This window comes from Microbacterium oxydans (assembly GCF_006540085.1).
GTDB lineage: Bacteria > Actinomycetota > Actinomycetes > Actinomycetales > Microbacteriaceae > Microbacterium > Microbacterium oxydans.
In genome coordinates this window covers 630,510-641,505 of sequence record NZ_BJOG01000004.1, presented here as the reverse complement: position 1 = coordinate 641,505, position 10,996 = coordinate 630,510, and the positions used below count along the sequence as shown (strand labels likewise).

General features: G+C 63.6%; 15 protein-coding genes. 14 read left to right on the top strand and 1 reads right to left on the bottom strand.

The features are described from left to right. The 12 genes from MOX01_RS19155 to MOX01_RS11070 all read left to right on the top strand — a co-directional run. A partial coding sequence (locus MOX01_RS19155; RefSeq protein ID WP_176589902.1) for a hypothetical protein occupies positions 1–241 on the top strand: 241 nt, incomplete at its 5' end. 18 nt (positions 242–259) lie between these two features. Further along, positions 260–679 carry a Gp19/Gp15/Gp42 family protein gene (locus MOX01_RS11120; RefSeq protein ID WP_141369635.1) on the top strand — a complete coding sequence of 140 codons (420 nt, stop codon included), beginning with the start codon at positions 260–262 and terminating at the stop codon, positions 677–679. Then, entirely contained in the window at positions 676–1,005 is a 330-nt protein-coding gene (locus MOX01_RS11115; protein WP_170224196.1) for a head-tail adaptor protein, read from the top strand. Before MOX01_RS11120 ends, MOX01_RS11115 begins: the two co-directional genes overlap by 4 nt. After that, the gene (locus tag MOX01_RS11110) at positions 1,005–1,301 is read left to right on the top strand and encodes a hypothetical protein (RefSeq protein ID WP_141369631.1); all 297 of its coding nucleotides are present in this window, start codon (positions 1,005–1,007) and stop codon (positions 1,299–1,301) included. The genes MOX01_RS11115 and MOX01_RS11110 overlap by 1 nt, the downstream gene beginning before the upstream one ends. A 9-nt stretch (positions 1,302–1,310) precedes the next feature. Continuing rightward, on the top strand, positions 1,311–1,703 hold the full coding sequence (locus MOX01_RS11105; protein WP_141369629.1) for a hypothetical protein: 393 nt from the start codon (positions 1,311–1,313) through the stop codon (positions 1,701–1,703). A 64-nt stretch (positions 1,704–1,767) separates the two neighbouring features. Beyond that, entirely contained in the window at positions 1,768–2,604 is an 837-nt protein-coding gene (locus tag MOX01_RS19315) for an IPT/TIG domain-containing protein (protein WP_211368741.1), read from the top strand. An 85-nt stretch (positions 2,605–2,689) separates the two neighbouring features. Next, positions 2,690–3,010 carry a hypothetical protein gene (locus tag MOX01_RS11095; RefSeq protein WP_141369627.1) on the top strand — a complete coding sequence of 107 codons (321 nt, stop codon included), beginning with the start codon at positions 2,690–2,692 and terminating at the stop codon, positions 3,008–3,010. After that, positions 3,007–3,387 carry a hypothetical protein gene (locus MOX01_RS11090; protein ID WP_141369625.1) on the top strand — a complete coding sequence of 127 codons (381 nt, stop codon included), beginning with the start codon at positions 3,007–3,009 and terminating at the stop codon, positions 3,385–3,387. The genes MOX01_RS11095 and MOX01_RS11090 overlap by 4 nt, the downstream gene beginning before the upstream one ends. Before the next feature lie 42 nt (positions 3,388–3,429). Further along, complete coding sequence (locus MOX01_RS11085; RefSeq protein ID WP_141369623.1) at positions 3,430–5,817, top strand: tape measure protein; 2,388 nt, start codon at positions 3,430–3,432, stop codon at positions 5,815–5,817. Beyond that, on the top strand, positions 5,814–6,575 hold the full coding sequence (locus MOX01_RS11080; RefSeq protein ID WP_141369621.1) for a hypothetical protein: 762 nt from the start codon (positions 5,814–5,816) through the stop codon (positions 6,573–6,575). The genes MOX01_RS11085 and MOX01_RS11080 overlap by 4 nt, the downstream gene beginning before the upstream one ends. Before the next feature lie 8 nt (positions 6,576–6,583). After that, positions 6,584–7,654, top strand: a complete 1,071-nt coding sequence (locus tag MOX01_RS11075; RefSeq protein WP_141369619.1) for a hypothetical protein — start codon at positions 6,584–6,586, stop codon at positions 7,652–7,654. Positions 7,655–7,781: 127 nt separating this feature from the next. Next, positions 7,782–8,312, top strand: a complete 531-nt coding sequence (locus tag MOX01_RS11070; RefSeq protein WP_141369617.1) for a hypothetical protein — start codon at positions 7,782–7,784, stop codon at positions 8,310–8,312. Here the strand turns inward: MOX01_RS11070 and MOX01_RS11065 are convergent. Continuing rightward, on the bottom strand, positions 8,309–8,734 hold the full coding sequence (locus MOX01_RS11065; RefSeq protein WP_141369615.1) for a DUF732 domain-containing protein: 426 nt from the start codon (positions 8,732–8,734) through the stop codon (positions 8,309–8,311). The genes MOX01_RS11070 and MOX01_RS11065 overlap by 4 nt on opposite strands. Before the next feature lie 123 nt (positions 8,735–8,857). On the opposite strand from MOX01_RS11065, the gene MOX01_RS11060 reads away from it, so the two are divergent. Next, on the top strand, positions 8,858–9,313 hold the full coding sequence (locus tag MOX01_RS11060) for a hypothetical protein (protein ID WP_141369613.1): 456 nt from the start codon (positions 8,858–8,860) through the stop codon (positions 9,311–9,313). Between the two features lie 9 nt (positions 9,314–9,322). After that, positions 9,323–10,996, top strand: a complete 1,674-nt coding sequence (locus MOX01_RS11055; protein ID WP_141369611.1) for a right-handed parallel beta-helix repeat-containing protein — start codon at positions 9,323–9,325, stop codon at positions 10,994–10,996.

The following is a 10,996-nucleotide window of genomic DNA, read 5'->3' as shown; positions in this document are numbered from 1 at the left end:
CGAAGACGAGTCCGAAGACGAGTCCGAAGACGAGTCCGAAGACGAGTCCGAAGACGAGTCCGAAGACGAGTCCGAAGACGAGTCCGAAGACGAGGTGGGCGTCCCTCCCGTCAAGGGCCCGGGATCGTCCGCCAAGGCGTGGGCCGCGTACGCGCTCACGAAGGGTTTCGAGGTCGAGACGGACGCGAAGGCATCCGAGATCCGCGACGCGCTGGCTGAGGCCGGCATCCCCGTCGAGTAAGCAGAGAGGACCCTCCACATGGCGCTCACACCATTCGCCACCGCTGATGATGTCATCGCCGTGTGGGGGGAACTCACCACCGCAGAAGAAGACCGAGTTGAAGCCTGGCTCGTCATCGCTTCCAACAACCTCCGACTGATCGGACGCAAACGCGGCATCGACATCGACCAGTACATCGCTGGCGACGAGCTGCTGACCGAGGCCGCGAGGAACGCGGTCGTCGCGTCGATCCGCCGCGTGCTGCTGAACCCGAAGGGACTCCGGCAGCGCTCCACCACGACCACCGACGGTCCTTTCTCCGACACAGGGTCTGAGACCGTCGACTCCTCGTTGTCGTCGAGCGAGTTCTACTTCTCTGACAACGACCTCTCATGGCTTCCCGGAGCCCCCATGAACAAGCTCCGTTCGTTCTCCGTCCGGTCAGGGTTCCGGGCATGACGGCCCGATACGAACCCATCGTCATCCGGCGCGCCGTCGAGGTCTTCAACCCCGACGGCGACCCGGTAGGAACGGACTGGGCGGATCACCTCACTCTGTCCGGCAAGTTCGCACCCTCGAACCCTTCGGAGGCGCTGGAGGTCGGCAAGAACACCGTCATCACCGGGGGCACCGTCTACGCCCGGGATCTTCCCGCGCGGCCGGACATCACCTCCAACGACCGGGCCCGCGTGCGCGGCGTCGAGTACCCGATCGACGGTGAAGTCGGCGCGTGGCTCCGGCAGTCAACGTGGGCGGTACAGTTCGCGATCAAGGCGGCGATCTGATGCGCATCAAGGTGCACTTCCCGATGCTTCAGAGCCCCGGCGGGCAGCCAGGCGCCGCGAGGGACAACCACAAAGCGATCCGCGAGAACCTGCTCCTGGACACCACCGGTTCCGGGGTTGAAGACGCCCTCGTATCGGCGGCCGAACGCGCGGCGGGACCGGATCAGAACGTCTACGTCACCCGCGGCTATGGGCCTTCGGGGCGACTGTCTGTCTGGATCGTCGATGAGTCGACCAAGGGCCGGCGCGACCGCAAGAAGGACCTGCGGGCCGCGCTCGCTCGCGTGCAGATCTAGGAGTCGTCCATGGCCGAGTTCGCCAGCAAATGGCCCAACGTCCGACGATGGGCGATCGAACGAGTCCGCGGCGCGGTCACCGCAGACCGGGTGTCCGCTGAGCGCGACGAGAAGCTCAAACGACAGGTGGTGCTGAGCATCGCGCCCTCCCGGCTCGAGACGAGCGTGTCGAGGCAGTACCTCGTCACCGTCGAGTGCTGGGCGCACGACAACGCTGCCACCGCCAAGGACGACGCTTTCGAGCTCTGCACCGACGCTGCGTACTCGATCGAGTCCGCGCCACGAAGCGGTTCCCCCGTCGTGCGGGCTGAGCTCAACGCTGGCCCCGCGGAAGACCGTGACGAGGCCGGGAACTACTTCTACACGGCGACGATCCTCGTCGTCGTCCATCGACTCCCGTAGACGCGGGAACCACCACCAGTTGCCGGGTGGGTCCGAAAACGACACACAGGAAGGTAGCTGGCACATGACCGCTGCACTCATCGAAAATGGCCGGACCATCAACCCGGCCGACGTGCGCCTGGTGCAGGATGGTCGAATCCTGCTCGGCGCTTACGGAACCGCCGCCCCGACCGGCCCCGATTGGGACCCCACGGCGGACCTCGTCGCGAAGGTCCGCGCGGACCTCGGCTACTACGGCGAGGACGGTTTCTCCCTCACCGCAGAGCCCGGCGACAACAAGCGCTTCGTTGCACACAACGAGGACGTGGTCATCGACCAGGACGGCCCCGGCACGTGGGCGGTCGCGTTCTCCGGAATCCAGCGATCGCGCACGCTCACCGAGGCGTACTTCGACACCGTGGTCGACCCGGCCACCGGATCGTTCACCCTCACGAAGGCCTCCGTGAATACCTTCCGGGACCTCGTCACCGTCGGCATCTCCGGCGATGACGTGATCATCACGCACTACCCGCGCGTGAAGGTCGCCGATCGCGAGGCAGTCCAGTTCGGCGCCAACGCGATCAACGCCCTCGGGATGACGCTCCGCGCGTTCCGTGACCCGGTCCTCGGGTACCAGGTGAAGCAGTGGGATACCACGCTGATCGAGATTCCGCCGGCGGTGCCCACGATCACCACGACCGTTCCCGCCACCGAGCAGGCGGCGGCTGGCAACGTCATCCTCACCGGAACCGGGTTCACCGGCGCTACCTCGGTCAAGTTCGGGACTGCGGAGGCATCGTTCCAGATCCTCTCCGACACGTCCATCGTCGCTGTCATGCCCGGCGGTGCCGCGGGTGCAGCGAACATCACCGTCACGACCTCGGGTGGGACCTCCACCGCGAAGAACTTCGCCCGGTCGTGAACAAGCCCCGGGGGTGGTGGAGCGGCAACCCCGCCACCCCCGGACACATCCTCAGGTTGCCGAACCACTGAAAGGTTGCCGAACCATGGTCAATATCAAGCCCGCCTCCACCGACGCTCTCCCGCTGATCGAGTTCAACATCGAGGGTGTGGGCAAGTTCCAGCTCCCTGTTCTCGGCCAGCCTGGAGTTCCGTTCGGCATCACCTCCGCATTCGGCGTGTTCGAGAGCACCCGCGAAGGCGGCACCGACCAGCAGAAGCTTGCCGCATGGTCGCTGATGATCCAGACGCTCACCGACACGTTCCCGACCGCTGTGCGCGTCCTGTCGCGGCTCGACGGCGACGACGTCGCGGCCGTCTTCACTGCATGGGGCAAGGAGTCGAAGGACTACGACCCAAAAGCGTGATCATCCCGGCGCTGCTCCGTCACCACAAGGGGCAGCTCCGGCACGACCTTGCTCGCGTCGGCGTCAACCTCGACGACATCATCAGAGAGAAGACCTGTTGGAACACCGCGTGGGACCACATCCGCGAGATCCTCCATGACCCTTCGAGCCACACCGTTGCAGCCGTTCACGGGCACCGCTACGTACCGTCGCCCGCGGAGATCGCGGCGTGGGACATCCACGAGCGTGAGATGAACGCTCAACGGGGAAAGAACGCGCAGTACAAGCGATTCCCTCGCCCGTGGGCAGGAAAGCCTCCTACCTATGAGGTCCCTTCCGAACTGGAAATGACGCCCGATCGGGAAGCTCGTCGCGCACGACTCAGCGCCATGTTCTAACGACCCTGTTGCCGCGGGGACGATCCGAAAGGAGTAGTCCTCGTGGCAGAAGCAGTCCTGTTTGTCGAGCTCGTCCCCACGACCAGCGGCATGAAGCGCGGTATTGAGAAGGACCTCAACGGCACCTTCGATCAGGCGGAGAAGCGCGGCTCATCGGTCTTCTCGAAGATCGGAGGGCTTGCGAAGGGCGCTGCGCTTGCTGCGGCCGGTGCGGCTGCCGTTCTGACCGGAATTGCGGTCAAGGGCGGTTTCGACCGCATGCTCAAGATCGAGGACGCTCAGGCGAAGCTCGAGGGGCTCGGACACTCGGTCTCGGTCGTCGACCAGATCATGAGCTCGGCTCTCGCTGCGGTCAAGGGTACGGCCTTCGGTCTAGACACTGCGGCGACGGTTGCGGCTTCCGCTGTGGCAGCAGGAATCAAGCCGGGCCAGGAACTCGAAAAGTACCTTCGTCTCACAGCGGACGCCGCGACGATCGCGGGCATCTCGATGGACGAGATGGGTTCCATCATGAACAAGGTCCAGGCCAGCGGCCGGGCCATGACCGAGAACCTGAACCAGCTCCAAGACCGTGGTATCCCGATCCTCCAGTGGCTCGCGGAGGAGTACGGCGTCACGGCCGCCGAGATGTCGAAGATGGTGTCTCAGGGCAAAGTCGATGCGGAGACTTTCAACCGGGTGTTGCAGGAGAACATCGGCGGCGCCGCCCTCAAATCGGGCGAGACGACCCGCGGCGCGTGGGCGAACATGCTCGCTGCGATGTCGCGTGTTGGCGTCGCGCTCCTCGAGAACGTCTTCCCGTACTTCAAGCAGACCTTCAACGGGATTACCGAGTTCCTTGACGATCTGACGTCGAGGATCGGTCCATTCGCGGCCATCGCATCGGAGAAATTCGCCGTCGTCGGCGGCGCCATCAAGGGGCTGTACGACCTTCTCATTCGAGGGGACTTCACCTCTCTTATGAGCGATGTCTTCGGGTGGGAGGAAGACTCCCCGATCGTCGACTTCCTTCTCAGCGCCCGAGAAGCAGTTCTTGCGCTCGGCCCAGAGATCATGAGCCTCGCAGGCTACTTCACGCCACTCGGGGCAGTGCTGAACGTACTCGTTCCCCTGTTACCGCTGCTGCTGCCTCCGATGTTGGAGCTCGCACGGGTCGTTTCGGACTTCGCCTCGGTCATCCTTCCCGTCTTCGTCGAGTTCCTCTCCCAGGCCGCAACCGTCATCGCCGGCGCGCTTGTCGCAGCGCTCCCGGTCCTCGCATCGGCTCTGAGCGCCGTCGCAGGTGTGCTCAGCGGTGTCGTGGGATGGCTCTCGGACGTGTCTGGCATCCTCGGCCCGCTCGCGGTGTCCGTGCTGGCAGGGGCTGCGACATTCAAGGTGTGGCAAGGAGCCATCGTCGCTTGGAGCGCGATCACGAAGGCAGCGGCTGGAGTGCAGCTCGCGTTCAACGCGGTGATGAGCGCCAACCCCATCATGCTCATTGTCACAGCGATCGCCGCGCTGGTCGGTGGGCTCGTGTGGTTCTTTACGCAGACGGAACTCGGGCAGGAGATTTGGGCGAACTTCACCGGCGCCATCGGCGCAGCCGCGACTTGGCTGTGGGAATCAGTGTTGCAGCCTGTCTTCAATGCCATCGGCGAGATCTTCTCGTGGATCTACGAGCAGATAATCATGCCAGTCGTGACGGGGATCATGCTCTACATCGGCCTCTGGGCCGCGATCGCGCAGTGGCTGTGGGAGACCGTGCTCTCTCCCGTCTTCAACGCGATCGGACAGATCTTCACCTGGATCTACGAGAACGTGATCGTCCCGATCATTGACGGCATCATCGTCTACTTCCAAGCATGGGGCGCGATTTTCACATGGCTCTACGAGACGATCATCCAGCCTGTCTTCGCTGCGATCGGTGCCGCCTTCGTCTGGATCTACGAGAACATCATCGCGCCCGTCGGCGCGGCGATAGCCGGCGCGATCCAATTCATCGGCGATACGATCCACGCCGTCTTCTCCGGGATCGCAGATTTCGTAGGGTCTGCCTTCCAAGCGGTGCTGTCCGTGGTGCGAGGCCCGGTGAACGCCCTGATCGGGCTGATCAACGGAATCATCGATGGTCTGAACTCGATCAGCGTCGACATTCCCGACTGGGTGCCGATGGTCGGCGGGCAGACCTTCGGTCTGAACATCCCGAAGATCCCTCAGCTCGAGGACGGCGCACTCGTCAAGGCGCGCACAGGCGGCATCATCGCCAACATCGGTGAGGGCCGATACGACGAGGTCGTTCTCCCGCTGTCGCCGGAGGTGCTCTCGCGGGTCGGTGGCGGACGCGGCGGTGGCGACATCAACGTCTACCCGCAGCCGGGACAGTCCGAGGAAGAGATCGGCCGTGCTGCGGCCCGCTATCAGGCTCAGGCCGCGAGGAGGTTCGGATGACCGATCTCATCGTGCGTATCGGCGGGATCGAGTTTCGCGGATTCGCTGACCGTGACGACTACGGGTTCTGGATCGGCAAGGACGGTTGGCGGGGGTGGGACACCGCCCCCGCCGCCCGTGCTGATGTTCTGGAACGGCCGAACTCGCACGGAACCACGGACAGCCCTCAGTACCTGGGTGCGCGCGAGGTTGTGCAGAGCGGATTCTTCAGAGCTCGCGATGGCGCTGAACTCGCTCATATGGCCCGCCGGCTCTCTGGGATGCTCGCAGATGGCGGGTCGCGGAAGATCATGGTCGAACAAGCGGGGTCGACGAACTGGGCGAATGCGCGGAGGGGGCTCGGGCAGCCAGACATCGTGACCCACAACGACGGGAACCTCTTCGTGGGCGAGTACGAGGTTACGTACCGATGCCCTGACCCGCGCATCTATGGGGTCACGCATCTCGTCCCGCCCGCGGGAACCGCCACGAGCGTCGCGGTCTTCCACCGCGGCAACTTCCCGGCTCACTCCGTGGTGGAGATTCCATCCGCGCCGTCGAGCTATTCAGTGACATCGCCCTTCGGCACCTTCACAGTGACCGGTGCGACGGCGGGTGGCACTCATCAGATCGATATGCGAACGGGGCTCGTGACCAGGAACGGCGTGATCATGTCCGGCGTAGGACGTGGAGCCCTCTGGGCCACACCTCCAGGCAGATCAACCGCGTGGACGATCAGCGTCCCCGGCCGTGTGATCACGACCGACACATACGTTTAGGGGTGGCTGTGGACGAGTGGGAAGCCTGGATTCATGAAGCCATCACCGGCGCCCCCGTCGAACGCGTCTTTCCCGAAGCGTTTCCCTGGTCGACATCGCTTCTAGGTGACGGGAAAGCGACCACGACTTTCAAGGTTGATGACGTCCAGAAGCGGCTGACGCGAGATCGAATCTGGTCGTTGTTCGTCCCGAACGCGCGGATGCTCGTGCTTCGGCGCGGGTCATTTGTCGCGTACGCGGGCAAGATCGACGACTGGGACTATGACCGCGACTCCCAGGTCCTCATGGTCGCTTCGGTCGAGCTTGAGAACGAGTGGAGCTGGCGGCTCACCTATGGGGTGAGCGGATACACCGACGGCACTCTCACGGTGGTGAACCGTACACACTCCGGCGCAGTCCGAGCGATCCTTGCTCGTGCGACCCAACGCTCGGTCGAATGGAACTACCCGATCGACCTGCCATCGGATGCGGCGGGGACGTTCTCTGCGCAGTGGGACTTCTTCAAAAAGTTCAAGATCTCCGACCTCCTCGATCAGATTCGTGCGGAGGGCTATGAGATCTACTTGCGGCCGTACATCGACGCGAACGGGAATGTCAGGTTTCAGGCCAGAGTCGAGCAGAAGATTCTGATCGGGGCATCGACGTTCATCCTCCAAGCCGCAGAGTCGCCGCTCAGCGGCGTCAACTACAAGCTCGACGGTTCTAGGCAGCTCACCGGTCTGCAAGGCGTTGGCAACGGCACGGGGCAGGATCAGGAAGTTGCGTGGGCCGGTAGCGGCCCGTACACGATCCCCATTCGCGACGCGAAGAGAGACTTCCCCGACCTGGCCGGCCCGCGGCTGCAGGCCGCGACGAACCAGACGTTGGCCGATGAGCGGGTGCCGCTCGTGCAGTGGTCGGTTGGGCAGTTCACGATCAGCGAGAAGTGGTCTGCCGAGCAAGCCGCGGTTGGCAGGGCTTGGCAGATCGACTCCACCGGAGACAACGTCATCCCAGACGGAACTCATGCGCTTCGCGTCATCGCCCTAAGCGGGGATCTGTCAGACACCATGAAGGTAGAGGTGCAGAGTGCTTCGTAACCTCGAAGACGCATGGGGCTGGATCAAGAACCTCAACGCGAAGGTCGATCGCATCTTCTCCGGAGCTTTTCTGGAGAACGCCTCTATCACGAACGGGCGTCTTCGGATCATCGGGGGAACGCTCCGGGTGGACTCGGGCGGATCCGTCGTCATCGTCGGCACTCTCTCGATTGACGGCACCACCACTGTCACGGGAAGCTTCAAGGTAACGGGGCCATGGCGGCTCGAGGGCGACGGCACGATCACCGGCAATGTCGTCGGGACCGGAACGCTCACCTGGAACGGACCCTGGAATTTCAATGGCGCCGGAAACATCACCGGAAACGTCGAGATGACCGGAAACCTGAACGTCCAAGGCGCTGGACGCGTGAAGGTCGGCGGCATGACGTTGGACCCGACCATCTCAGGGGGCGCAGTCACCTTTCCTAACGGTGCGCAGGTGTTCACGAACGGATCGACCATTCAGGTATATCTGGGCAACGGCGTCGTCCAGGTGAGTGACGCTGAGGTGAAGATGCAACTCGGGGGCACCGCGCTGCGGCTGACGTCGGGGCACATCTACGGTGCGGGCATGGCGACAAAGGCGGTGGGGACCGTGCCAGGCGGATTCGTCGGCGCGATCGTGTACGACGCCGGCGAATGGAAGCGGCTGATCTAGGCGAAGGCCGGGCAGTACGAGAGGATCGCTCCACTGAGGATCGCGCTGGTGTCGTAGAACGCTCCGGTGGACGGGTGAGCCGTCTCGCCCTTGACAACACGGACGTCCTCGAGCGCAACGCCCGCCTCAAGCTGTCGGCAGGCCTCATGGCCAGCGTCGATCAGTTGCTGATCGGTGGCGTTCGGGATCTGTGTGTCCGGGAGCAGCGCCTTCCGGACGTACGCGAGTAACGCCGAGTCCGCATCGCTGATCTCAGGGGCCGCAGTCTCCGCGCTGAGCGGCACGGCGCTTTCCACCGGCAGGGCAGATTCGGTCGCCGCAGGCGCTGCGCGCTCGTCTCCCACCCCTGGTGCCGTTCCGGCGCATCCTGTCAGGGCTACCGCTACTAGTGCCGCCAGAACGGCGGCTGTTACCTTGGGCATGTCGATCCTCCAATGATCGGCGTCTGGCCCTCATCAGTGTCCGCTGATGGGGGCCTTCTTAATGCCCTGAATCGTACATCGATACTCCCGACCCCACTAGGGGCGATTCGGTTTGGAGGGGCTATGGCTCTCATCACTGGCGTGCTCTCGGACCTCAGCCGCTCCGCATTGGCGAACTCGGCGCGCAACCTTCAGCCGGTGATCGAGTTTCACCCCTCGGGGCCGGGCGTCCGCACTTCAGCATCCGTCATCTACGTGTCACGAGTGATTCCGACGACCCCGGAGGTTTCAACCGGAGCTTGGTCGGTCGACCTGGAACTTACGACGATCATCAACCCCGAGATCTGGTACGAGATCGTCATCCAGTGGCTCGACGAGGCGGGCAACTTCGTCAGCGTGGATCGATTGCCCGGACGGCTCTACGTGGATGGTGCCGGTCTGTTCTCGGATAAGTACCGAGCAGCTCCGAATCCACTTCAAGTCTGGGTCGAACCCAACATCGTCACACCGCCAGCGGGCTCTTCGCTTGGCGATCTCGTTCTCGATTCTGTTTCCGGTGACCTCTCGAGGGTCAGTTAGGGGTCTCCAATGGCTGCTGAGCTTGTTCCGATCGCAAACCTGAAGGGGCCGAAGGGCGACAAGGGCTTGCAGGGAATCCCTGGGGTGAACGGTGTCGAGAATGACGGCGCAATCGCGGGGTACGTCTCGACGGAGGGCTCTTCGGAGACCCAGACCGCTCTCGATCACCGCTTCGGGGCGGTGTTCAATGTCCGGCGCTATGGAGCTGTCGGTGACGGCACTGCGAACGACACGGCCGCGATCCAGGCGGCTATCGATGCCGCCGCGGCGGTGCGAGGAAAGGTCGTCTTCGCGTTCGGAGGCGTCTACTCAATCACGAAGGTGCTGCTAAAGACTGGGGTCACCCTCGATGTCACTGGCGCTACCCTCAAGGCGCGGTCGGCGGCAGGAGTGACGGCCCTCGTTGAGTCTCCCGCTTGGCTCGGTTCTGGTCATATCGAGGACGCGAGCGTCCTAGGTGGAACCTTCGATGTCAACGGTCTCATTTACGGGGCCGTGGTGCTTCGCGACGCTGACCGTATCCGTGTCGAGGGAATTACCGCATTCGGCTTCCCGACGACGAGCGCTACGGCGATCCGACTCGACTGGGACACGAACGACTGCCGCGTGCTCAACAACACGATCACTCATACCATCGACGACCCGTATGGAACGGTCTCGTCCGGGGTGGGGATCTCCTGCGTTTCCAACACGGTCGATGACCAGTCCGGTGGGCAGAACAACACGCTCACGTTCACGAACCCCACGAACCTGTCTCGGGGGCACATTATCTCTGGGAACCGCGTCAAGGGCGGCACCCACGGCATCGCCCTGGTCGGCGGCGCACAGTGTGTCGTGACCGGAAACGTGCTTGAGAACTTCGGTCACCGCGGCATCCTGCTCTCCCCGCGAGCGTGCGACAACGTCATCTCCGACAACGTCGTCCGGGACTTCAACTCCACCGGCATTCACATGGCATGGGGGTGCGAACGGAACACGATCACCGGCAACACGCTTCGCACCACCCGCTCGGGTGGTGAGGGTGACGGCATCAAGGGCTACTTCGGATGCTCGAACAACATCGTCGAGGGGAACTTCATCGACGGGGTGGTCGGCTCAGCGACTGGTGCCTCCATCAGGTTCGCTGTTGGGTGTCTCGGGAACGTGATCGCGAACAACCGCATCACCGGAGCCCTGAATGGGGTTCGAATCCAGTCGAAGCTACCGTCGCCGTACTACCAGCCGAACACGCCGCCGGCGGTGGTGGGGACGACTATCGCAGGGAACATGATGACGGTGTCCGGTACGGGCTCGGCGGGCATTCGTCTTGTCGAGGTCGACGGCATCCAGATCCAACGTGTTTCGCTGCTCGGGAATATCGTTATCGGCGGAACGGTCGGATTCGAGATCGTGGAAGCGACAGCGTTCGCGGTCAACTCGCTGACCGCGATCGGGAACTCGTTCGCTCCCACTACGAAGGCGACGCTCCCGCGCGGGGCTGCACACTTCCTGTCGATGTTCGGCAACGAGGGGCTCTACGAGGTCTCTCGCGGGGCTTACGTGCAGATGGCGAAGGGTTCAACCCCCTCCTCGCCCGCAAGCAGCGACGTTCGGCTGTACGCCGACGACAATGGCGCGGGCAAGACGCGACTGATGGCGCTCTTCCCGACAGGCGCGGCGCAGCAGGTGGCAATTCAGCCGTAG

Excerpts from the sequence above, each read along its gene's own strand:
- MOX01_RS11120 (WP_141369635.1), top strand. The coding sequence starts at position 260 with ATGGCGCTCACACCATTCGCCACCGCTGATGATGTCATCGCCGTGTGG.
- MOX01_RS11115 (WP_170224196.1), top strand. The coding sequence starts at position 676 with ATGACGGCCCGATACGAACCCATCGTCATCCGGCGCGCCGTCGAGGTC.
- MOX01_RS11110 (WP_141369631.1), top strand. The coding sequence starts at position 1,005 with ATGCGCATCAAGGTGCACTTCCCGATGCTTCAGAGCCCCGGCGGGCAG.
- MOX01_RS11105 (WP_141369629.1), top strand. The coding sequence starts at position 1,311 with ATGGCCGAGTTCGCCAGCAAATGGCCCAACGTCCGACGATGGGCGATC.
- MOX01_RS19315 (WP_211368741.1), top strand. The coding sequence starts at position 1,768 with ATGACCGCTGCACTCATCGAAAATGGCCGGACCATCAACCCGGCCGAC.
- MOX01_RS11095 (WP_141369627.1), top strand. The coding sequence starts at position 2,690 with ATGGTCAATATCAAGCCCGCCTCCACCGACGCTCTCCCGCTGATCGAG.
- MOX01_RS11080 (WP_141369621.1), top strand. The coding sequence starts at position 5,814 with ATGACCGATCTCATCGTGCGTATCGGCGGGATCGAGTTTCGCGGATTC.
- MOX01_RS11065 (WP_141369615.1), bottom strand. The coding sequence starts at position 8,734 with ATGCCCAAGGTAACAGCCGCCGTTCTGGCGGCACTAGTAGCGGTAGCC.
- MOX01_RS11060 (WP_141369613.1), top strand. The coding sequence starts at position 8,858 with ATGGCTCTCATCACTGGCGTGCTCTCGGACCTCAGCCGCTCCGCATTG.
- MOX01_RS11055 (WP_141369611.1), top strand. The coding sequence starts at position 9,323 with ATGGCTGCTGAGCTTGTTCCGATCGCAAACCTGAAGGGGCCGAAGGGC.